General features: G+C 65.9%; 19 protein-coding genes and 1 pseudogene. 8 read left to right on the forward strand and 12 right to left on the reverse strand.

The annotated features are described in order from the left end of the window. Window positions 1-78: 78 nt before the first annotated feature. A pseudogene (locus ACWW1C_RS19365) lies at window positions 79-1,907 on the reverse strand (acyl-CoA dehydrogenase). Between the two features lie 121 nt (window positions 1,908-2,028). Continuing rightward, window positions 2,029-3,483 carry an aldehyde dehydrogenase family protein gene (locus tag ACWW1C_RS19370; RefSeq protein ID WP_455979897.1) on the reverse strand — a complete coding sequence of 485 codons (1,455 nt, stop codon included), beginning with the start codon at window positions 3,481-3,483 and terminating at the stop codon, window positions 2,029-2,031. Window positions 3,484-3,616: 133 nt separating this feature from the next. Here ACWW1C_RS19370 and ACWW1C_RS19375 point away from each other — a divergent pair, with 133 nt between their 5' ends. Both ACWW1C_RS19375 and ACWW1C_RS19380 read left to right on the forward strand, forming a co-directional pair. Continuing rightward, entirely contained in the window at window positions 3,617-4,276 is a 660-nt protein-coding gene (locus ACWW1C_RS19375; RefSeq protein WP_455979898.1) for a cysteine hydrolase family protein, read from the forward strand. A 172-nt stretch (window positions 4,277-4,448) separates the two neighbouring features. Continuing rightward, on the forward strand, window positions 4,449-5,072 hold the full coding sequence (locus ACWW1C_RS19380) for a sulfite exporter TauE/SafE family protein (RefSeq protein WP_455979899.1): 624 nt from the start codon (window positions 4,449-4,451) through the stop codon (window positions 5,070-5,072). 3 nt (window positions 5,073-5,075) lie between these two features. Here ACWW1C_RS19380 and ACWW1C_RS19385 read toward each other — a convergent pair whose 3' ends face one another. Continuing rightward, entirely contained in the window at window positions 5,076-5,366 is a 291-nt protein-coding gene (locus ACWW1C_RS19385) for a DoxX family protein (protein WP_455984360.1), read from the reverse strand. Between the two features lie 65 nt (window positions 5,367-5,431). Next, a complete protein-coding gene (locus ACWW1C_RS19390; protein ID WP_455979900.1) occupies window positions 5,432-6,049 on the reverse strand; it encodes a TetR/AcrR family transcriptional regulator in 618 nt (205 codons plus the stop codon). A 218-nt stretch (window positions 6,050-6,267) separates the two neighbouring features. Between ACWW1C_RS19390 and ACWW1C_RS19395 the strand changes: the two genes are divergently transcribed. Next, the gene (locus tag ACWW1C_RS19395; protein WP_455979901.1) at window positions 6,268-7,158 is read left to right on the forward strand and encodes a cutinase family protein; all 891 of its coding nucleotides are present in this window, start codon (window positions 6,268-6,270) and stop codon (window positions 7,156-7,158) included. 3 nt (window positions 7,159-7,161) lie between these two features. On the opposite strand, the gene ACWW1C_RS19400 is transcribed toward ACWW1C_RS19395, so the two are convergent. After that, window positions 7,162-7,911, reverse strand: coding sequence for a hypothetical protein (locus ACWW1C_RS19400; protein ID WP_455979902.1), 750 nt, complete (start codon window positions 7,909-7,911; stop codon window positions 7,162-7,164). Window positions 7,912-8,027: 116 nt separating this feature from the next. On the opposite strand from ACWW1C_RS19400, the gene ACWW1C_RS19405 reads away from it, so the two are divergent. The 3 genes from ACWW1C_RS19405 (at window position 8,028) to ACWW1C_RS19415 (ending at window position 12,166) form a co-directional block, all read left to right on the forward strand. Further along, window positions 8,028-9,260, forward strand: coding sequence for a PucR family transcriptional regulator (locus ACWW1C_RS19405; RefSeq protein ID WP_455979903.1), 1,233 nt, complete (start codon window positions 8,028-8,030; stop codon window positions 9,258-9,260). A 201-nt stretch (window positions 9,261-9,461) separates the two neighbouring features. Continuing rightward, window positions 9,462-11,288, forward strand: a complete 1,827-nt coding sequence (locus ACWW1C_RS19410; protein WP_455979904.1) for an amino acid permease — start codon at window positions 9,462-9,464, stop codon at window positions 11,286-11,288. Continuing rightward, window positions 11,285-12,166, forward strand: coding sequence for a universal stress protein (locus ACWW1C_RS19415; RefSeq protein WP_455979905.1), 882 nt, complete (start codon window positions 11,285-11,287; stop codon window positions 12,164-12,166). Before ACWW1C_RS19410 ends, ACWW1C_RS19415 begins: the two co-directional genes overlap by 4 nt. Window positions 12,167-12,243: 77 nt before the next feature. Here ACWW1C_RS19415 and ACWW1C_RS19420 read toward each other — a convergent pair whose 3' ends face one another. Beyond that, complete coding sequence (locus tag ACWW1C_RS19420; protein WP_455979906.1) at window positions 12,244-12,474, reverse strand: hypothetical protein; 231 nt, start codon at window positions 12,472-12,474, stop codon at window positions 12,244-12,246. A 341-nt stretch (window positions 12,475-12,815) separates the two neighbouring features. Here ACWW1C_RS19420 and ACWW1C_RS19425 point away from each other — a divergent pair, with 341 nt between their 5' ends. Continuing rightward, complete coding sequence (locus tag ACWW1C_RS19425; protein ID WP_455979907.1) at window positions 12,816-13,823, forward strand: DNA topoisomerase IB; 1,008 nt, start codon at window positions 12,816-12,818, stop codon at window positions 13,821-13,823. A gap of 1 nt (window position 13,824) precedes the next feature. Here the strand turns inward: ACWW1C_RS19425 and ACWW1C_RS19430 are convergent, their stop codons facing one another. Together ACWW1C_RS19430 and ACWW1C_RS19435 are read right to left on the reverse strand one after the other, a co-directional pair. Continuing rightward, window positions 13,825-15,249: a CYTH and CHAD domain-containing protein gene (locus ACWW1C_RS19430; RefSeq protein WP_455979908.1), complete on the reverse strand. Its 1,425-nt coding sequence runs from the start codon at window positions 15,247-15,249 to the stop codon at window positions 13,825-13,827. A gap of 87 nt (window positions 15,250-15,336) precedes the next feature. After that, a complete protein-coding gene (locus ACWW1C_RS19435) occupies window positions 15,337-16,005 on the reverse strand; it encodes a hypothetical protein (protein WP_455979909.1) in 669 nt (222 codons plus the stop codon). Between the two features lie 15 nt (window positions 16,006-16,020). On the opposite strand from ACWW1C_RS19435, the gene ACWW1C_RS19440 reads away from it, so the two are divergent. Beyond that, window positions 16,021-16,332: a hypothetical protein gene (locus ACWW1C_RS19440; RefSeq protein WP_455979910.1), complete on the forward strand. Its 312-nt coding sequence runs from the start codon at window positions 16,021-16,023 to the stop codon at window positions 16,330-16,332. A 101-nt stretch (window positions 16,333-16,433) separates the two neighbouring features. Here the strand turns inward: ACWW1C_RS19440 and ACWW1C_RS19445 are convergent, their stop codons facing one another. From ACWW1C_RS19445 to ACWW1C_RS19460, 4 genes are all read right to left on the reverse strand, one after another. Continuing rightward, window positions 16,434-17,261, reverse strand: coding sequence for an ABC transporter permease (locus tag ACWW1C_RS19445; RefSeq protein WP_455979911.1), 828 nt, complete (start codon window positions 17,259-17,261; stop codon window positions 16,434-16,436). Between the two features lie 4 nt (window positions 17,262-17,265). Then, entirely contained in the window at window positions 17,266-18,003 is a 738-nt protein-coding gene (locus ACWW1C_RS19450) for an ABC transporter ATP-binding protein (RefSeq protein WP_455984361.1), read from the reverse strand. Between the two features lie 68 nt (window positions 18,004-18,071). Continuing rightward, window positions 18,072-19,100 (reverse strand): ABC transporter substrate-binding protein, encoded by a 1,029-nt coding sequence (locus ACWW1C_RS19455; RefSeq protein ID WP_455979912.1) that lies wholly within the window; start codon window positions 19,098-19,100, stop codon window positions 18,072-18,074. A gap of 45 nt (window positions 19,101-19,145) precedes the next feature. Beyond that, window positions 19,146-21,482, reverse strand: a complete 2,337-nt coding sequence (locus tag ACWW1C_RS19460) for a hypothetical protein (protein ID WP_455979913.1) — start codon at window positions 21,480-21,482, stop codon at window positions 19,146-19,148. Window positions 21,483-21,545 lie beyond the last annotated feature (63 nt).

Here is a 21,545-nt window from a genome sequence, read left to right on the forward strand (position 1 = left end):
GATGTCCCGAGACATACATGTGTCAGCGATGTCCCGAAACAAGACACCGCGGCAGACGCGGAAAATCGTGCACAAATCCTAGAAGGCGGAGTTCTCCAGCTCCATGACGTCGGTGTCGAGAGTCTCGATCACCTCGCGCACCGACGACAGCAGCGGCAGCATGTTCTTGGCGAAGAACTTCGCGACCGCGACCTTGCCGGTGTAGAACGCATGATCGCGCTCGGTGGCACCATCGAGCGCCGCCTGCGCGGTCTGGGCACCGAGGATCAATCGCCAACCGATCACCAGGTCACCCACCGCGAGCAGGAACCGCACCGAACCCAGGCCCACCTTGTACAGCTGCTCGGAGTCGCCTTGGGCGGCCATGAGATAACCGGTCAGCGCGGCGGCCATCGCCTGCACATCCGCCAGAGCTGTTGCCAGCCGGTCGGTTTCGGGCTTGAGGTCCGGGCCCGCAGCGTCGATGGTGGCCGTGATCTGGCCCGACACGTGCGCGAGCGCCGCGCCCTGGTCCCGGATGATCTTGCGGAAGAAGAAGTCCAACGACTGGATGGCAGTGGTGCCCTCGTAGAGCGCGTCGATCCGGGCGTCGCGGATGTACTGCTCGATCGGGTAGTCCTGAAGGAACCCCGAGCCGCCGAGCGTCTGCAGCGATTCGGAGAGCATCTCGTAGGCGCGCTCGGAGCCAACGCCCTTGACGATCGGCAGCAGCAGGTCGTTGACCCGATGCGCGAGGTCTGCATCGGCACCCGAAACCAGTTGCGCTACATCGTCATTCTGGTACGCCGCGGTGTACAGATAGACCGATCGCAGTCCCTCGGCATACGCCTTCTGCGTCATCAAGCTGCGTCGCACGTCGGGGTGTTCGATGATCGCCACCCGCGGCGCGGTCTTGTCCGCCATGTGCGTCAGATCCGCGCCCTGGATACGTTCCTTGGCGTAGGCCAGTGCATTGAGGTAGCCCGTGGACAACGTTCCGGCAGCCTTGACACCGACCGTCATTCGCGCGTTCTCGATGACTTTGAACATCTGGGCGATGCCGTTGTGCACGCCGCCGACCAGATAACCGATGGCGGGCTTGCCGTGGGCGCCGAACGTCAGCTCACAGGTGGGTGAGGACTTGATGCCCATCTTGTGTTCCAGGCCGGTGACGTACACGCCGTTGCGCTCACCCAGTTCGAGGGTTTCCGGGTCGAACAGGAAGTTGGGTACGAAGAACAGGCTGAGCCCCTTGGTGCCCGGACCCGCCCCTTCAGGCCGAGCCAGCACCAGGTGGAAGACGTTCTCTGCGGTGTCACCGACGTCGCCGCCGGAGATGAAGCGCTTCACGCCCTCGATGTGCCAGGTGCCGTCCTCCTGCGCGATGGCCTTCGCCCGGCCGGCGCCGACGTCGGAGCCGGCGTCGGGCTCGGTCAGCACCATGGTCCCCGCCCAGCCCTTGTCCATCGCCTTCTGCGCCCAGCGCTGCTGCTCCTCGGTGCCGACCTCGGCCAGCGTGTGCGCCATCGCGGGCCCGAGGCCGTAGAGGAAGGTCGCCGACGGGTTCGCGCTGATGAGCATCTCCTGGATCGCCCACACCAGCGCCGCCGGGGCCGGCGTCCCACCGGCCCGCTCGTCCAGGCCCAGACGCCACCACTCGGCTTCCTTGACCACCCGCACGGTCTTGGCCAGGTCCTCGGACACCGTGATCCGGTGCTCGTCGGGTAGGAACACCGGCGGGTTGCGGTCGGCTTCGACAAACGTCTCCGCGACAACACCTTCGGCAAGCTTCGAGACTTCGTCGAGCATCGAACGCGCCGTATCGCTATCGAGGTCGCCGTAGCCCCCGTGTCCAGGGCTGCGCCCACTGGCAGCACTTCGAACAGATTGAATTCGATATCGCGCAGGTTGGCGATGTAGTGGCTCACACACAAAGGATTGGCGCCGGTGAAAACGTACGCAACCGTAGGTTCTGCCAACCTACGGTTGCGTAGCCGAAGGGTCCGAGGTCACGGCATTACGTGACCTGCATCACAACGCGCGTGCGGGTCAGAGCTGGACGATGACGCTCTTGTTCTTCAGGTAGGCCTCGAGGCCTTCGCGGCCGAATTCCTGACCCCAGCCGGACTGCTTGTAGCCGCCGAAGGGCAGGTCATGGTCAAAGACCAACTGGCAGTTGACCTGAACACTGCCTGCCTGGAGGCGCTTGACGATGCGGTGCGCCCGGCTGACGTTGGTGGTCCATGCCGTGGCGGCCAGACCGTAGCTGGTGTCGTTGGCCATGGCGACGGCCTCGTCCTCGGTGTCGAACGGCAGGATGCTCACCACCGGCCCGAAGATCTCCTGCTGGTAGAGGCGCATGCCGGGGTCGACGTTGGTCAGCACGGTCGGGTGCACGAAGTAGCCCTTGCGATCCAGCCGGTAGCCACCGGCGACGATCTCGACGCCGTCGTTCCTGCCTTCATCGATGAAGCCCAGGACCCGGTTCAGCTGTTTGGCACTGATCAGCGGGCCGCTCATGACGCCCTCTTCCTCCGGCCCGCCGTACTTCATGAAGTTGGCGACGTTCGCGATGCCCTCGACCACCTGGTCGTAGACGCCGCGCTGCACGAAAATCCTTGAGCCGCAGACGCATCCCTGGCCGGAATGGATGAAGATGCCCATCGCCGCACCGAAGATGGCCTTGTCCAGGTCGGCGTCGTCGAAGATCAGCACCGGCGACTTGCCGCCGAGTTCCAGCATGACCTTCTTCAGGTTGCCCGCCGAGGCTTTGACGATCTCCTTGCCGACTTCGGTCGAACCCGTGAAGGCGACCTTCTCGACGTCGGGATGCGCGCTGATGGCGGCGCCCGCCGTGTGGCCGTACCCGGTGATCAGGTTGATGACGCCTTCGGGCACGCCGGCCTCGTGGATCAGCCGGTCCAGCAGCAGCGCCGAAAGGGGCGTCTCCTCAGCCGGTTTCACCAGGCTGCTGCAACCCGCGGCCAGTGCAGGGGCGATCTTGGCGCAGGCGTTGAAGATCGGTCCGTTCCACGGGAAGATCAGGCCGACGACGCCGTCGGGCTCACGCAGCGTGTAGCCGTGCTGATCGACATACGCGTCCGAGGCGATGCCGCTGGTGCGGATGTCATAGGCGGTCCCGTTGATCTTCGAACACCAGCCGGCGTAGTAGCGGAAGAACTCGGCACAGGTCGGAACCACCAGTTCGGACTGCATCTTCATCATTCCGGTGTTGGCCGAGTCGATCGCCGCGAACTCAGCCGCATGCTCGTCGATGAGGTCGGCGATGCGCCACAGGATCTTGGCACGCTCGCGCCCCGGCAGGCCGGACCAGACGCCGGACTCGAAGGATGACTTGGCCCGGGCGACGGCCTCGTCGACGAACTCAGGGCCGCAATCGGTGAACTCGCCGATCTGCTCCTCACTGACCGGATCGATGATCGGGATGAGCTCACCCGTGCCGGGGCGCTTCTGGATGTCCTCCAAAACGGACTGCAGCGTCATCGCGTGCCTCTCAAGGTTCATCAGCGCGCCCCGGGGTGGGCGTGCAACAAATGCTGTGCAGTTGCTTAGCATTGCTTTTGGCAGGTCGTCAAGAGTCGCTCGCGTCGGCGGTTTGTCTGGAAAGATCGGGATCGTGTCTGCCTACCACGACTACACCTCCCCTGACCTGGCACGCAGCGCCCTGGTGCTGATCGACGTGCAGAACGATTTCGTCGCGGGCCCGTCGACTGTCGACGGCACCGCCGAACGGCTGCCCGCGATGGCGCGATTACTCGACGCGTTCCGCACCGCGCACCGGCCGATCGTGCACATCGTGCGGCTGTATGTCCCCGGCGGCAGCGACGTCGACCCACCGCGCCGGGCCGCCATCGAGTCCGGCCGGCAGATCGCCGCACCCCACACCGACGGTGCCGCGGTGCCCACCGAGCTGCTGGCACATCCCCTGGACTACGACTCACTGCTCGCCGGCGGCGTCCAGCACGTCGCGGCCAACGAGGTCGTCATGTTCAAGCCACGGTGGTCGGCGTTCTACCGCACCTCGCTCGACGAGCACCTGCGCGACCTGGCGGCGAATACCGTCGTGGTGGCGGGCTGCAATCTGCCGAACTGTCCCCGCGCCACCCTGTTCGACGCCTCCGAGCGCGACTACCGCGCCGCGCTGGTCACCGACGCCACCTCCCAGGTGACTCCCGAGCGGCTCGCCGACCTGGCGCTCATCGGCGTCAAGACACTGACGACAGCCGAGGTCGAACAGTTCTTCCAGGCCACTGCAAGCCCACAGGAACCCCAGTGAAGAATTCACGGGGTGAGACCGCACAGTAAGACGCGCCCCTGACCGCCCTCGCGATCACCGCGGTGCTGCTGGCCGGCATGGCCGCGGGTGTGATCAATGCCGTGGTCGGCTCCGGCAGCCTGATCACCTTTCCCGTCCTGATGGCCGTCGGGTACCCCCGCTGGTCGCCAACATGTCCAACTCCGTCGGGCTGGTCCCGGGCAACTTCACCGGCGCCTACGGCTACCGGCACGAGCTCGGCGGCCAGGGTCCCCGCATCCTCCGCCTCGGCGTGGTCTCGCTGGCCGGAGCGATAGTCGGTGCGGTGCTGCTGCTCAAACTTCCGCCCGGCGCATTCACCGCGGTGGTGCCCTGGCTGATCCTGCTCGCCGGCGTGCTGGTGTTGGTACAGCCGTTGTTGCGCCGCGCACTGGATGCGCGGCGCGGCGCGCCGCGGTCCACCGACCACGCCGCGCCGCTGTACGCGGGAGTGTTCGGATGCGCGGTGTACGGCGGCTATTTCGGTGCGGCCCAAGGCATCATCATGATGGCCCTGTTCGGGTTGTTCGTGTCCGAAGATCTGCAACGCCTCAACGGCGTCAAGAACATCTCTGTGGGACTGGTCAATTCGGTTGCGGCCATCATCTTCATCGTTGTCGGCCAGGTGGCGTGGTTACCGGCGCTGCTACTGGCCGTCGGCTCGACGATCGGCGGCTACATCGGGGCGAAGATCGGACGTCGCCTGCCACCCAACGCCTTACGTGCCTGCATCGTCGTGGTCAGCGTCGTCGCGTTCACCGTCATGATGCTCCGGTAGCCGTCACACCACGTAGGACAGCACGAAGACGCCAACCGAGAGACCCAGCATACCAAGGCAATTGAGCCAGAATTCCTGCTTGAGAAAGTTCGCACGGTAATGCGCGTAGGCCGCGCACAGGAAGTAGACGATCACCCCGACATTGGCCGCCACCCCGATGCCGGGATACTTCAGCCCGGCCAGCAGGCCCGCCACAGCCAGCAGTTTGACGACGATCAGCACCCACCACCAATCCTCCGGAAGGCGCACGCCCCCAAGGCATCCGCGGATGAATTGCGGCGGACGGATCGACATCAAGGCATCGCCGAAAAGTACCGCCGCCAAGATCGCGGTGGGCCACCAGTAGTGCGGAATTCCGGTCACTGCTCTTCTCCTTGTGTTGAATCGTGGATGACGCAACGGACGACGTCGCGTAGTTGGTCGGGCACCGAAGCACCGCCCGCGGCGTGATTGCCACCGGTCATGACGATGCCGAGGTAGGCGAAGTAGACAACCCGGGCCGCACGCTCCGCGGCAACATCGGGCAGGCCGGCGCGCGCCAGCACATCCTGCAGTTCGGTGACGAGTGCGACGGCGAGGTCACGGAAGATCGCCGACTCATGGCTACCGCGGACGATGATCGACGAGTACTGCCGCGACAACGCAGGATCCTCGGCGAAGTACCGGAGAAACGGTGCGAGTAACCCGATCACGGCATCGACCGCGCCCCCGGGGGTCAACGAATCCCGTGATTCCCCGCCGGTTTGACGATCACGGTGCACGGCGGCGATCCACTCGTCGAACACCTCGATCAGCAGACCGTCCTTGTCCCCGACGCCCATCACCGTGCCGGTGCTGACACCGGCATCGGTGGCGATCTGACGGACGGTCGTCGCGGCGAAACCCTGTTGACGGAAAAGCCGTTCGGCCGACGACAACACTTTCGCTCGAGTCTCGTCTCGCGCCGCAGCCCGTGACTGAACGTGTTCAGTGAACATGTTCAAATGATGCGGTACGGCCACCTGGACGTCAAGTCGAGTCACGCAACGGCCGCGTGATCCGACGTGCGAATGGCGCCGAGACGCAACCAACACGGAACGCCATCGCCGAATTCGTTGCCGCAAACACGAAATAACCGACTTTTGGTATGTCACGATTTCAACGCGCCGAGCGCAGCTAACGGGCGGACGAGATGCCGGTGTGTCAGCATGGACCGGTGAGGCCAAGCACAAGCAGAAGCCGAATCAGAAGTCTGGCCGCAATCCTGGTGGTACCACCAGGATTGCTCTCCGCGGCCCTACTGCCGACAGCACACGCAGCCGATTGCCCCGACGCCCAAGTCATCTTCGCTCGAGGCACCGATGAGGCACCGGGACCCGGCGGGGTCGGGACGGCGTTCATCAATTCTCTACGCACCGCCATCAGCCCGAAAACCCTTGACGTGTATGCCGTCGACTACCCCGCGACCACCGATTTCCCCACTGCCGTCGACGGCATTCGTGACGCCCGCCGGCAGGTCGTGACGACCGCCGCGGCCTGTCCCCGGACCAAGATCGTGCTCGGCGGATTCTCGCAGGGCGCCGCGGTTGCGGGCTTCGTCACCGCGGGCACCATTCCCGACGGAATCTCCGCCGCCGAAGTGCCGGCTCCCATGCCACCGGACGTCGCGGATCACGTTGCGGCCGTTGCCTTGTTCGGCAAGCCCTCCCCACGGTTCATGCGCGCCATCGGCTCCCCCGCCGTCACGGTCGGCCCGGTGTACCAACCCAAAACCAACGACATCTGCGCCCCCAACGACCTGGTGTGCGACGCGCACGGCTCGAGCTTCGACGCCCACAACAGTTACGTGGACGGCGGATTGGTCACCCAGGGCGTCAACTTCGCGGTGAGCCAACTGCAGGCAGGGTGGGCGGCCGATGCACTGGCCGGCCCCGCACCGTGGTCATCGACGACGGTGCAGGCCGCCGATCAGGCCGGGCGCGGTCCGTCCGTGCCCGCGGGGACCCCGCCGAGCACCGCGGCGCCGGCCCACATGCCGGCAAGCGCGCCGTGGCTCCCGGGACCGGAGCAGCCGGCCACGGCACCGGAAGCAGCACCAGCTCCGTAGCCGTTACCGGAACTGCAGGCCCCGGCGCCGCACCCACCAATCGGCAAACACCGTCCCGGCTATCCACACGACGACCGCGATGCCAAGGTGCACAGCACTTTTGGTGTCACGCCCAAGGACGGGACCGAAGACGTGGGCCACGGCGGTCGGTAGCGCCCGCCACAGTTCACGGTGTTCGATGCCGCCGACCGGGTCGGCGACGAAATACAGGGCGTAAGGCAGCGCCAGCGACGACAGCCAGAGCGCGATACGGCGTCGGTCGTGGCGCTGGCCCCACCGCTGCACCAGTGGTACTTCAGCAACCGGCAGCAAGACCGACACCGCGTTGCCCACGCCCAGCCAGGATACGATCGGCACCGCGACATTCGGGATCGTCACACCGAGCCGGGCCGCACCCTCCAACCAGACGGTGAGCACGGCAGCGGCCGCAAGCGTCGGAAGTCCGACGAGAATCAGCAGCGCCAGGTTCTTGTGCAGCAATATCCGCCATGGCGCCACCGAATCGCCCAGCCTCTGCTGGACCCGATCATGGTCGGCGCCAAGCATATTGGTCGTCGTGGTATCCGCGAGCACGAACGAGGAGAAGTAGGTGCCGACGAGGATCACCCAATCGTGGTGATGCCGTCCCCCGGTGGTCAACGGCTGTACGGCGAGCCACAGCAGCGCGAGCACGACGTTGGCCGCCGCGCCCAGCAGCCAGCTGCGCGGCGGGGTGAACGCCCACCGCACTTCCGACCACACTGCCGGCAACATCGTCCATCTCCACCGTCAACGCCCCGTCCGCCGCGGAGTGCGTGCGACGATACCGGCACCACACGTTGCGGTTCCTGTGAGCGCAGTGCCGCCGACACAGATCCGAATGGGAGCGCATGGCGGAACCGCACGGCACCGATCCCAGTGCCCACATTCAGCTGATCGTCGACCTGCTGGCCCGATCACTGAATCGCGCGGTGCTGCTGGACGACACGGCGATGACGCCGATGACGTTCAGCCGCCAGCTGGGGACCGTCGACGACGTGCGGATGCACAGCCTCCTCGAGCGCGCGACGAAACCCGAAGTCATAGCCGAACTTCAGGCCCTCGGCATCGACGACGCCGACCCGGGCGTCGCGATCCCGCCGCTGCCCCGGTACGGCATGGTGGCGCGGTACTGCGTGCCGGTGCGGTCAGCCGCCGCGCACTTCGGCTACTTGTGGGTGATCGACCCGGAGCAGTCACTGAGCACAGCCGAGCGTGCCCTGGCGGACCAGGCCGGGGCCGATCTGGTGGCGATCCTGGACCGGCGCCACACCACCGAGCGTGCCGTCGAGTCCGCGCGTCAGGCCCTCCTGACCCGCCTGTTGTCGGCCGGTGTCGACGAGCCCCTCGACGCGGTGCTGCGCGAGTTCGGTGCCCACGACATGGCGCAGCCGGACAGCCTGCTCACCGTCTTCGCGTTCGTCCCGTCCGGGGACGCCGCGGAGACCGAGCAGCGCCTCATCGCACTGCGACTGCGGCTGTCCGCTGTCGAACGGACGCACACCTGGTTCGTCCTACCGGGCCATCCCGTGAGTGTCTTCGCCTTCTGCCCCGCACATGTACGGGTCCCGCCTCAGCGACTCGCCGAGACCGTGACCTCGTCGATCCAGGCCATCTTCGACGACGCGCCGGCCATCGGATGGTCCGGTACCCGGCTGCCCCTGGCCCAGGCCGCCCGAGCATTTCGGGACGCCCGGCTGGCCCGCGCCCTGGCCGCCGCGGGCGCTGGTCCGGCCGGGGCGGCGCTGGACTGGACCGCGGCCGGGTCGTGGCGTGCGGTCGCTCTGCTCGCCGACAGCCTCGCCGACGCTCCCCACCAACTCGACGCCCTGATTCATCCCGGCATCGCCGCACTCTTGGCCGAGGGTCGCGAAGACCTGATCCAGACGCTCGAGGCCTATTTGTCCTCGGGCGGCGATGCCCGGCGCGCGGCCGACACCATGCACCTGCATCGCTCGACGCTGTACTACCGGCTGGAGAAGATAACCCAGGCGCTCGGTGGCGACGTCGCCGACCTCACCGACGGTGAGGCCCGATTCGATCTCATGCTCAGCATTCGGCTGGCCCGGCTGCGTCGCCGCTGACATCGGGCGCCGACGGCCTTGCGACAGCTGTCGGAAGAACGGCCGGATGTTGCGACAAGCTCGCGCCCGTTCAGCCCACGCGTGCCCTGTCGCGCGGCTTAGTATTCGCACACGCCAAAACGTGGTGCAGCTCACATTCTTCGTGGGGCGTGGGCTGAAGACGCCCTGACACTGCCGTCAGGACAGCGCGAAGGAGACGACGTGAGTGGGACACCCACCCTCAACAAGGCGCTGAGTCAGCGCCAGCTGTCAATGATCGCGATCGGCGGCGTGATCGGTGCCGGACTGTTCGTCGGCTCAGGTGTGGTCATCAAGGACACCGGGCCGGGCACGTTCATCACCTATGCGCTGGCCGGCGTGCTGATCATCATGGTCATGCGCATGCTCGCCGAAATGGCGGTGGCCAACCCGTCAACCGGCTCGTTCGCCGACTATGCCCGCAACGCCTTGGGCAACTGGGCCGGCTTCTCAATCGGCTGGTTGTACTGGTACTTCTGGGTGATCGTGGTCGGCTTCGAGGCAATTGCCGGAGCCAAGATCATCAAATACTGGCTGCCCTCGGCGCCGATATGGCTGACCGCCCTTCTGCTGCTGCTCGCCATGACGGCGACGAATCTGTTCTCGGTGTCCTCGTTCGGCGAGTTCGAGTTCTGGTTCGCCAGCATCAAAGTCGCGGCGATCATCGTGTTCATCGGATTGGGCTCGTGCTTCGTGCTCGGTCTATGGCCGCACAAGTCCATGGATTTCTCCAACCTCACCGCCCACGGCGGGTTCTTCCCACTGGGCTCATCCGCGGTCACCGTCGGTGTCGTCACCGTGATCTTCTCCATGGTGGGTGCCGAGATCGCGACCATCGCCGCCGCCGAATCCACCGACCCCGAGCGCGCCGTCGCCAAGGCCGCCAACTCGGTCATCATGCGCATCGCGGTCTTCTTCGTCGGCTCGGCGTTCCTGCTGGTGACCATCCTGCCGTGGAACGGCAAGCAGCTCGCCGCGTCGCCGTTCGTGTCGGCCTTCACCGCGATGGGCATTCCCTACGCCGACCACATCATGAACGCGGTCGTCCTGACCGCCGTGCTGAGCTGCCTGAATTCGGGCATGTACACCGCTTCGCGCATGCTGTTCGTGCTGGCCGCCCGCCGTGAGGCGCCCGCCCAGCTCGTCTCCGTAACCCGCCGCGGCGTTCCGGCCGCCGCCATTCTCACGTCATCGGTCATCGGGTTCCTGGGCGTCATCGCCTCGGCCTTCTCGCCCGATTTCATCTTCAAGTTTTTGCTCGATTCCAGCGGTGCGGTCATTCTCTTCGTCTACCTGCTGATCGCGATTTCCCAGATCGTGCTGCGGTACCGCAATGGTGGCGACAAACTCAAAGTGAAAATGTGGCTGTTCCCCGTGTTGTCGATCATCACGGCCATCGCAATGACCGCGATCCTGGTACAGATGTTCGTCCAGGGCGGAGACAACAGAAGGGCCCTGACGCTGAGCCTGCTGTCCTGGGCAGTGGTGATCGGCCTGTTCCTGGCCAACCGCTGGTTCAACTCCCGCCGGCCCGTGCCGGAAGCCGTCACCGCGACCGAACGGCCGCACCGGGTATTGGTGCTGGCCAACGAAACCGTCGGTTCTCAGGAGCTGCTCGACGAACTGCGCTCGATCGGCGCCGACAATGCCACCATCTATCACGTCGTCGTACCCGCCAGCCCGATCGAGACCGGCGCTGCCGCGTCGCACAGCCCGCTGGATGTGTGGGAAGCCACGAAAGTCCTTGCCCAGCAACGCCTTGACCAGACGCTGGCCGCGTTGCACTCGGCGAATCTGGAGGCTGACGGCAAGCTGGGCGACTATCGACCGCTGCGTGCCTTGGCAAGCGCCGTCGCCGAATTCGAACCGGACCAGATCGTCATCGCTACGGAGCCGCCGGAGCAGTCGATCTGGCACCGCTTCGACGTGGTCGACCGCGCCCGGTCCGAATACCACGTCCCGGTGACCAATGTGATCGCGATGGCGCCCGCCGAGGAGCCCGTCGCGTGACGATCATCGCCGGGTTCAGTGCATCCCGGCACGGCAGCGCCCCGATCAACCTCGCCGTGCAGATCGCGAAGACCACGGGCGAGAAGGTCATCGCGGCAGCAGTTCTCGAGCGCTCGTGGCCGCCACGCAACGATCCCGTCGAGGATGAGTACCTACGACATGTGAAGGCGCAGACATCTCAGTCCTTGCAGGCCGTCGTCGACGGCTTGCCCGGACGCCCGGACGTCCCGACACTGGTCCACGAATCCGGCTCCATCCCAACGGGTTTGCTCGAGCTGGCGCAAGAGTTTCAGGCCCGCGCCGTGGTGCTCGGGTCGTCGTCGTCCGGCCTGCTGGGACGGGTGGCGCTCGGCAGCGTGACAGAGCGGCTGGTACACACCGCGCAGGTGCCGGTAGCGATCGCGCCGCGCGGATATGCCTTCAGCCACGAGCCGATCCGTCGGCTCACCGCGGCCTACGGCGGTGAGGCCGACACCAACGGTTTGATCCGGGCGGCCGCGGAGCTGTCCCAGGACTGGAATGCCCGGCTGCGGATCGTGGCGTTCACCGTGCGGCCCGCGTGGGCGTTCGGTGGGCCCTCACTCGAGGTGGGTGCCGAGGACATGGTGGTCGCGCAGTGGTCGAAGCGCACGGCCGACGAAGTCACCAAGCAGCTCAACAAGGTTCGTGAATGCCTGGCGGTACCCGACGTCGACATGGTCGTCAGCAGCGGGCGGGATTGGCAGCAGGCCGTGGAGAACACGGGCTGGGCATCCGGTGATGTGCTGCTGCTCGGATCGGGCGCGGCCGGACAGTCGGCGCGGGTGTTCCTCGGATCGGCAGCGGCGAAGATTCTGCGTCACTCACCGGTTCCGGTGATGATCATGCCCCGCGCCTGAGTTCGCCGGCCGAGCGACCAACTACTGCACTCGCTTCTCGAAAGCGACTGCAATAGTTGGCCTTTCAGCGTCGGCGCCTAACTCTTGCCGTAGGGAGCCGCCTTGACCACCGGGCTGGCCGAGGGCGTCATCGGCACGGTCGGCGGGGCCGTGGACGTCGTGGTGGCGCCCCCATCGATCCGCGGAGCCAGTGGCTGTTGTTCAGCGGCAGCAACGGCGGCGGCACCCATGGCGACCACGGCAGTGGCGCCGATCACGGCTGCTATGCGACGGACCTTGGCGGCGTTGTTCAGACGTGCAGGCGACATCAATTTCCTCAATGTGTTTGTTGCTGTGCTGGATTGGCGCCCGCGGCCACCAGCCACTGCACCGCCGATCGCCTTGTCCGCAGTCTGGGGCGACGCGGAGCGTGAGTGGCTCTGGCCAACAACAAGCAATCGGTTGACGGGAAATCTGCCGTGAAGCACCCGCGACGTCAACAGCCGGCCGAAATGTTGAGCAGACTGCTCAAAGTGTGATGCGGGTCACTGTGATCCACGCATCATTTTGACCGGTTACGCACCAGTACAGGATTGGAGTCGAGAGGTGTCGCCGATGCCGATCCGGGGTAAGGACCGACGGTGCGACACAGATACCGGGCAGGTTTGCCATGAGGTTGCGGCATAGCGACATCACGTCGCCCGGGATCACCCGGAAACGGCGCGGCACGGGATTCTCGTACTACGACCCCGCTGGCGTACGGGTCACCGACGCGGCCGCCCTGGAACGGATCCAACAACTGGTGATCCCCCCGGCATGGCGAAAAGTCTGGATCAGCCCGCACCGGAACGGGCATATCCAGGCGGTGGGCACGGATGCCGCCGGACGCCGGCAGTATCTCTATCACGCTGTGTGGCAACAGGAGCGTACCGAGGAGAAGTTCGACCGCGTCCTGCAGCTGTCGTCGCTGCTGCCCGAGTGGCGCCGCCAGATTGCCGCCGAGCTCTCCGGCCGCGGCCTCCACCGCGACCGCGTGCTCGCACTGGCCCTGCACCTGATCGACCGCGGGTTCTTTCGTGCCGGCGGCGAGGAGTACGCCCAGGACAACGCTTCCTGCGGACTGGCCACGCTGCGCTGCGAGCACATCGAGGTGCGGACCGGGACGGTGATATTCGACTATCCGGCCAAAAGTGGCGTGCGGCGCCATCTGGAACTGGCAGACCCACAGGTGGTCCGCGCGGTCCGCGCACTGCGCCGGGGTCAGGGGCCGAGCGAACGATTCTTGTGGTGCCGCACCGAGTCCGGTCGCGCAGAGCTGCATGCCGAAGACCTGAACGCCAGATTCAAGGAGCTCGTCGGTGCCGACTACAGCGTCAAGGATCTACGGACCTGGCACGGTACGGTGCTGGCCGCCATCGGATTCGCCGGCGCCGCAGCGCCGGACACGAAAACCGCCATCCGGCGGGCGCGGAGTTCGGTGTTCCGCGAAGTGGCCGACCAGCTCGGCAATACCCCGGCAGTGGCCCGTGGTTCGTATGTCGATCCTCGCGTGGTGACGGCGTACGAGAAGGGTTCCACCATCGCCGCGGCCGTCAGCCGGGCGGAGAAACAGCGCAACGACACTGCGGCTCAGGCGATCCTGGAAAAGGCCACTCGCGCACTCATCCGTCGCGCCTGATTCACAACAAGTTTCGCGCCTTCGCTCGACATTCGTCAGCTGTCCGTTGCTCGCGGTCGAACAGCAGACCGAACGTGAAGCCGTTCTCACCGGCGGTCGATGCGCTCGCCAAGGCCATGCGGTACAGCAAATCCGACGCGACCACGGTGTCCTGATGATCACCCAGGATCGATTGGAACCGCTTGTATTGCTTGGCTGTTCGTTTCGTCTGCTTCGATCCGCCGAGGTCCGTACAGAGCTCGGCGGCATATCGTGCCCGCTTCGCCGCCTTTCGCGCACGATGCAGCATCGTGTCGTCACGGCCGTCAGTGACAAGCGCCGCGGTCAGGCGCCGGTCGGCTTTCCGCTGCGCCTTGCGCGCCCGCTTGACCAGTTTGGTGGCGCTGGCCTCGGGCGCCACGGGAGGTGCAGTGCGCCAGGCCCGCAGCGCTGACATGATCGCCAGGTAGCGCGGCGAGTCCATGGCCTCGGTGACGCGGACTCGTGCGGGAAGCTCGATGGCTTGCAGGTCGTTGCGCACACGAGCCCGCACCGGACCCAGGACCAATTTCTCGGGCAACTGGTCGAGCGCCGTCGTCAACCTGCGCTGCTGGACCTGGCAATCGCGGACCTCACCGAGCAGCCCCGCGAACCAGCGCAGATCCTCGTCGAGCTGGCCAACGGCACGCTGGTCCAGCAGCTTTCCGAACACCCGCAGCGTGCTGCGTAGCCGCCTGATCGCCACGCGCGTGTCGTGGATGGGATCCCGTTCCCGCCGTAGCCCGATGTCCCCCAGGACGATCTGGTCGATCTGGGTGCTCAGATACCGATGCAACGCGCGCGTCGCAGGCGACACGGGCTCGGCCGTGGGCAGCAAGGGCAGGACGTGAGCGAGCTTCGACTGATGGCGAGAGGGCCGGGCACCTGCGGCCGTGAGCCGCTTGGCCAGACGCCGGGGCACAGCCGAGGTGTGGGGCCCCAGTTCGACCTCCACCTCGCGCCACGCCAGCAGTCGCTCGTTGGACCAGGCTCGCACCGAGTCATCGGCGATCTCCGCATAGAGTTCGCCGGCTCCGGTCGTCCGGATCCGGTAGCGGTTCCTGACGGTGTGGATCGTCGCGACACTCGACAGGCCCTTTCCCAGGCTCAACCCCGTGAGGAGCGCTCGCGCCGAGTCAGGCAGGTCATCCGTCGGCGGCCAGTGCAGTTCGATGCGGCCGTCGGCCGCCGGGACCTTCACCTGCCACCCCGTGTCATCGTCGCCGACACGGCGACGAAGCACCACACCGTGCGCTTGCAAGTCACGGTCCGCGGTGTCGTAGTAGTCGCTGGTCAGATCGACGGTGTCATGCTCAACCTCGGCGCCCGAGACGATGCCCTGGAGATCCGGCAGTTGAAACCGATCATCGACGTCCCACTTGCCTTCACGTTCGAGTACGTCGTGCATATGGGAGGCATTGCCCCACCGTCACGCGATCAAACCACCTGCATATCTGTCCCGTGCGGCTGAACCGGATGGCGGTAGCAGCGGACTTCAGTCCGTGCTGGGACCGGCCCACCGAAACGGCGTCTTGAGCGCAATCACTCGCTCTGCCTTGTCATACCAACCTTGCGGCGCGTGCTGGCCGGTGTGCAGATAGCACTGAACGCGGACTTCCGGGCTACCCGGGGTGAATGTCAGCAGTCGGCTCAGCGGCAGCGTCGTGATCGGCATGTGATGCCGGCTCAGTGAGGCCACATTGAGAAACCATGTCCCCCAGCGTTGTTCGATATGGCTCTTGCCGCCGAAATTGTCGTCGGGGTGAGTGTGCGTGTGCCCCGCGATCCACAGTTGTACCCGGCCGGGATGCTCAGCCAAAAACTGCTCGAATGCGCCGGAATCCGGCTGACTGTCCACCCAGTACAGATACGATGCACCTTGCGGCGTGCCCTCGGAAAACGGCCGGTGGTAGTGCTCGAGCAGGCGACCGTCCGCGTCGCGGCGGACGCCCTCCCACTCTCCAGAGGCCACCGTGGTGTCCTTGAGCACGTAGTGATGCACCGTGATGATGACCGAATCCGGATTGGCCAGCACCATGCGCTTCCACCATTCGAATGTCGCGCCGCTGACGACTCCCCCCGGGTTACCGCCCAACGTTCCGCGGCCCACGCTCTGCGTCGGTTCATTGCGGTCACTCAGCATGAGGAACAGCAGGTTGCCCACCCGGAACGAGTAGTGGTGCCAAGTCCCGTCTACCGGAAACGGTCGAAGCGCGGAATCAACACCGGAAAACTCGGTGTGCCGGCCGAGCGGGTCGATCCACTTCTGCCACCACCAGGCCTCGGGTTCATCCAGGCCGCTGCGGTCGTGGTTGCCGCACACGCTGTAGATGTCTTCGCGCCGGTGGCGACGCAGGCTTCCGAACTGCCGCCGCAGCTCGAGGCCCTCCGCGTCGTCCGGCAGGTGGTGATGGGCACCGGACATGTCTCCGACGTCGACCGCGATGTCCCAGTCGAATGCCGCTCCACCGTCGGACCCGCCGTACTCTGATTGCGAAATCGCCTCTGCCAGACTGGCTCTACCGAACCGCCGATCGGTACCCACATGCGCGTCGCCGAACGCCCAGAGGCGGAACGGGTGCACCCGATCGGTCACGCGAGGTCACCGTCGACCAGGCCCCAATACCGACGGATTTGGCGGTCCGCCGCACCGAACACCGAGTCGACGACGATGCCGATCACCAGAACGACAATCATCACCGAGATCGCCAGCGGCATGTCGCTCATGTTCTGCGCGTTCTCCAGTAGGACCCCGATCGATGCGGTCCCGGCGACCATCACCACCAGTTCCCCCGCCATGAGGCTGCGCCATGCGAACGCCCAGCCCTGCCGCAATCCACTGACGAAGGTCGGCAGCGACGCCGGCAGAATGACGTGCCGGTATAACGCAAACCGCCGCAATCCCATGGTCTTTGCCGCCCGCAACTGCAGTGGCGGAATGTGATCGGTTCCGGCGATGACCCCGAGGGCGACCGATGGCGCCGCGCCGATGACAATGACGAACAGGATGGCAGAGGTGTTCAAGCCGAAGAAGATGATCGCAAAGGGAAACCACGCGATCGCCGGCATGGTCTGCAGACCAGCGATCAGCGAACCGAAAGTACTGCGCAGCAGTTTGTTTCGAGACAGGATGCCACCGAGGAGGGTACCGATGAGCAGGGACAGCCCGAAACCGATGATCGCCCTCCCCATCGTCGTCGAAACCGCCTCCCACAACACCGCATCGTGCAGCTGACGCCACAGGGCGGCACCGACTTCCGCGGGGCCGGGAAAGACCACGGACGATTTCCAGCCGCTCAGATGAACCAGCTGCCACGCCCCCAAAACCACCAGCACTGCCAGTACTTTCGCCCACACCGACGCCAGCACCGGCCGCAGCCGAATTGCGTTCTCACGTGACGACCTGGATGGCGCGGTCACTCCGCTACTGACCACGATGACCGTTGCCTTCCTCGTGCAGCCGTGCGGTGACGTGTGCTGCCAACTCCGCGACGTCTGTGGTGTTGATCTGACGCGGCCGGGACACGGGCACGTAGAACTCTTCGGCGACGCGGCCCGGCCGAGCTCCCAAGAGAATCACCCGGTCAGCCAGCCGCACTGCCTCCCGTACGTTGTGGGTCACGAAAACAACTGTCAGTCCCCGTGATTCGACGATGCGCTCGAGTTCCTCGTGCAGCAGGTCACGGGTCAGCGCATCCAGCGCACCGAAGGGCTCGTCCATCAGCAGCACGTCGGCGTCCTGAGCGAGCGCGCGGGCCAGGGCAACCCGCTGTCGCATTCCGCCGGACAACTGATGCGGACGCTTGTCGGCGAACTCACTCAGTCCGACCGTCGCCAACAGCCGCGCCACGCGCTCGCGACGCACGCCACGCGGTACCGCGCGCGCCTTCAGCGCCAGCTCGACATTGGCTGCCGCGGTCAGCCAAGGGAACAGTGCCGGTTCCTGGAACATGAGTGCGACGCGGCGCCCGAAGCTGTCGATCGATCCCGTTGACGGTGCGTCCAGTCCGGCGATGATCGACAGCAACGTGCTCTTGCCGCAGCCGGAACTGCCCACCAGACAGACGAATTCACCTTCTGCGACGGTCACGTCGATGGGGTCCAGGGCGGCTACCGCGGCAGGGCCTTTTCCGTAGCGCTTGGTCACGCCGACCAGTTTCAATGCCGGCTGCGGTACCGGAGGTGACGTTGGCACGGTCACGACGAACTCTCCGGGCTGGGCGCAGCGGGTCACGCGGCGACCGCCGGCTTCCCCGAAGCGGAGAGCACCGCGTTGAGCGGGGCCGGATCGAACAGCCCGTTGATGTCGAGCGGTTTCAACAAGCCGATCGCCACGGCCTTGCTCACCTGGTCACGCAATGACGCGATCCCGGGATCGTTGGTGAACGTGGTCTCCTTGAACGACTCTGCCAGAACCTCCGGATCCAGCCCCTTGCCAAGGGCTTTCGCAAGAGCGGCGTTGGCGGACTGCGCGGCGGCCTTCGGGTCGGCGGAAATCTTGTCGTTGGCCTGAACCTGACCACGCAGTAGCCCCGATACCGCGTCGGGATGTGCGGCGAGGAAGTCCTGGCGCATGACCAGCACGGTGATGGTGTTCGGATCCGACCACAGCCGCACACCACCCGCCCTGATCATCTGCACATCGAATGGCGCGGAATCCAGGGCACCGGCGATCTGCTTGCTGACGAACTGTTGCACAATCGCCGATTCGGGGTTGGTCGGCTTGACCGAAACGTCGCCCCCACCTTGGGTATCGGTCTTCAATCCGTTCTTCGACAGCCAGTCTCGGAGACTGACGTCCTGCGTGCCGCCAAGCGCCGGGTCAGCCACCGTCTTGCCCCGGAGATCCTGCGCTGAGGTGATGTCCGGTTGCACCACAAACGACGTCCCGCCGCTGGCGGCGCCCGAAATGATCTTGATGGCGGTACCGTTCGATTTCTGCCAGGCGTTGAACGCGGGATTGGGTCCGACGTATGCGGCGTCGAGATGACCCGACAGCAGCGCTGTGATCTCCTCGGTTCCGGTGCTGAAGGGTTGCGCGGTGAGCGTGACCCCGGGCCCGAGTTGCTGGGCGAACAACCCGTCATTGACGCCGACGAGCGCCGGGGCGTGCGTGACGCGAGTCAGATAGCCGAGCCGCAACGGCACAGGTGAAGACGACGCGGGCGTGGTCGATGGCGCGCACCCGACCACCCCGGCGATGGCTGCGATCGCGGCGCCGGACGCGATCAGCTTGGTGAAATATCGATGAGAGAGCACGGTCTTGTTCCTTGGTGTCGGTCGAGCAGGGCGAGATGCGCAGAGTCAGGCCGGCTCGGGACATCGCGTCTGACTGCTCGAACGAGTCACGAACAAGGGACTGGTCCACACTTGGTGGCCATCCGACTGGGTGGCGCGCACGTACGCCGCGCTGGCGCCGTGCGGCAGATCGAGGACGAGGTCGCCGGTCACCGTCGTGGGCAGCGCGGAGAACTCCGCCACGCGTTCGGCACGCACTCGTAGGTTCAGGCCCCCCATGGTGGTTTCCAGAACGCCATCGTCGATCAGTTCGGAGCCCGAGAATTCCCGGTCGGCGCTGAGACCGTCCTCGTGCACCGCGACTTGGAGATGGAATCGGGCGGCCGCGAGATCGGCCAACCTGACGATGACGCCGATATCCGAGCCGTAGGTCGTGGTGCGCCAGCGCACCGTGTCGTGCTCCACATCGAAGTGCTGTTCCGGATGCGTTGCGGCCCAGGGTGTTACGTTCGATACTTCGGCACCGGTGACGCGCAACCGACCCGACCAGGTCGCCCACCGGTAGCGGTCGCGATGCCGTGCCCCACCCCACCGGATGCGGACGAGTTGGTCGGACAGCCCGCTCTCGACATGCAGATTGCGCTGCCAAACCTGCCCCGCACTGTCATAGACGGCAACCTCCTCCCAGCCGGTCGTGCCATAGAGCGCATAGTTGACGCTCAATTCAGCTGCTTCCGTGTCGATTTCGTCGCCCATCCAGGCGTCACCGCTGCGCAACAGCGCCACCGCGCGTGCCCCGGTGGTCGCCCAGGTACGTCTGGCGCGCAGACCGCGGCCCACCTCCGCTTTGGTGAGTGCCGGCGCGAGAACGCCGGTGAGGCCGCCGAATCCACCGAAGATGTTCGCTCCCGGCGCGCCGCCACCCGGGCGCCCACGGTGCTCATCACTGGCGGCGCTGGCGCCCAGGCGCAGCCCCCGGGCCAGCGCATCTGCCAAGAACCACGGGCTACTGCCCCAGCTCGAGTGCACCTCGATCAGCCGTTCCAGCTCGGGGTGGTGCCAGTCCAGGATCGCGCGCCGGCCACCCACGTGTGGAATCAGCAGGTATGAGTCCGGATCCTTTTCGTAGGCGGCGTAAAGCTCGGTGATGGGCCAGGTTTGGGGCGTCGGCACAGTGCTGGCCATACCCTGATGCCACTCCAGAGAACGTGCGAGCGTGGTGTCCTCTCCGAGAAAGACGACGTTGTGATCGCCGCCGACGCCCGCAGTGCCGCACCATTCGACGCCCGGAAAGCAGACGAGGGTGCCATCGTTCGAGATGTCCCGGCAGGCGGCGACCACGTCCAGCCACGCATCGTCAGTGATCTGAAAGTCGTTGCCGGTGTAGCCCACAACATCGAGTGCGCCGATATCGCGGGCATACCGCAGATTCCAGTCGGTGTCTTGCGTGCCGACGGTGTCGTTGGAATGTACGTGCAGGTCGGTGAAGAAGGCGCGTGGGGCGGGATAGTCGTCGACGACGTCGAGGATGGTCGCGCCGGGCCGCACCTCCGCTTGAGATTCGGCAACGACCTCGATCCGCGCGGCGCGCGCCGGCACCACCAGCGACACGCTTGCCCAACCGGCGGGCGGCGTGTGTGCCTCGGCCACAGCGGCGCCGTCGACGTGCGCACGCATCGTTGCGGCGATATCGGCGCAGGCATTGCCCCACCGGTCCTCCAGGTGAGCGCGGACTGTGACGGTGCCGGCGTCGCTGCGCACCAGCCGTGGGCCCTGGACGACCACCCGCTCCGGCGCGCCGGGGATCACGGCCAGCCGAGTGACGCCGGCGCGGGCCATGCGGGACGTCCCCAACGGGTCGACGAACAGATGCACCTCGAACTGGTCCTCGACGAAGGTCTGCACGCGGGTACCGGGACCACCGAATCGCCTGTCCCCCAGCCGAATCTCGATCACATCACCGGGCCGGAGGTAGCCGTCCACGGCGTGGATGAGCAGCGATTTCTGGAACGGCCGCTCCCCGCCCTTGACGTCATAACGGACGGCCAGCTGCTGCACGGTGGCCGCGCCGGCCGCGGAGGCGCGGCCCACCAGCGATCGGCTGACCAACTGCGCGCTGGCGTAGTCGCGTCCGGCGGGATCAGTGGTCTGCAGGTCCCAGTCGGAGTAGTAGCGGAAACACAATTTGAGCCAGCCGCTGTCGGCGATACCGGAGCGGCCGACCGTATAGGTGAAAACGATCTCTTCCACCGCTCCAGCGACCACCGACGTGTGTGAGCACGTCAGTTCGCCAAGGAATGGCACTGCGTCGAATTCCGCTGTGATGGCGTCCCGCGTGGCAGCCACCGAGCAGTCGTTGCTGCTCAACGGGCGCTGCGGACGGAGTGGAATGGCGCGGGACATCAATCCATCCTTTCCGCATCGCACCTAGGAGTCCAGTTAATAGATATGATGCGATTCATCATC

Source organism: Mycobacterium sp. HM-7, assembly GCF_053852335.1.

What these genes read in the sequence shown, in the direction of transcription:
- ACWW1C_RS19385 (WP_455984360.1), bottom strand. Translation starts at nt 5,366, where the DNA reads ATGTCGATCCGTCCGCCGCAATTCATCCGCGGATGCCTTGGGGGCGTG.
- ACWW1C_RS19390 (WP_455979900.1), bottom strand. Translation starts at nt 6,049, where the DNA reads ATGTTCACTGAACACGTTCAGTCACGGGCTGCGGCGCGAGACGAGACT.
- ACWW1C_RS19400 (WP_455979902.1), bottom strand. Translation starts at nt 7,911, where the DNA reads ATGTTGCCGGCAGTGTGGTCGGAAGTGCGGTGGGCGTTCACCCCGCCG.
- ACWW1C_RS19430 (WP_455979908.1), bottom strand. Translation starts at nt 15,249, where the DNA reads ATGCACGACGTACTCGAACGTGAAGGCAAGTGGGACGTCGATGATCGG.
- ACWW1C_RS19425 (WP_455979907.1), top strand. Translation starts at nt 12,816, where the DNA reads ATGAGGTTGCGGCATAGCGACATCACGTCGCCCGGGATCACCCGGAAA.
- ACWW1C_RS19370 (WP_455979897.1), bottom strand. Translation starts at nt 3,483, where the DNA reads ATGACGCTGCAGTCCGTTTTGGAGGACATCCAGAAGCGCCCCGGCACG.
- ACWW1C_RS19460 (WP_455979913.1), bottom strand. Translation starts at nt 21,482, where the DNA reads ATGTCCCGCGCCATTCCACTCCGTCCGCAGCGCCCGTTGAGCAGCAAC.
- ACWW1C_RS19405 (WP_455979903.1), top strand. Translation starts at nt 8,028, where the DNA reads ATGGCGGAACCGCACGGCACCGATCCCAGTGCCCACATTCAGCTGATC.
- ACWW1C_RS19420 (WP_455979906.1), bottom strand. Translation starts at nt 12,474, where the DNA reads ATGTCGCCTGCACGTCTGAACAACGCCGCCAAGGTCCGTCGCATAGCA.
- ACWW1C_RS19380 (WP_455979899.1), top strand. Translation starts at nt 4,449, where the DNA reads ATGTCCAACTCCGTCGGGCTGGTCCCGGGCAACTTCACCGGCGCCTAC.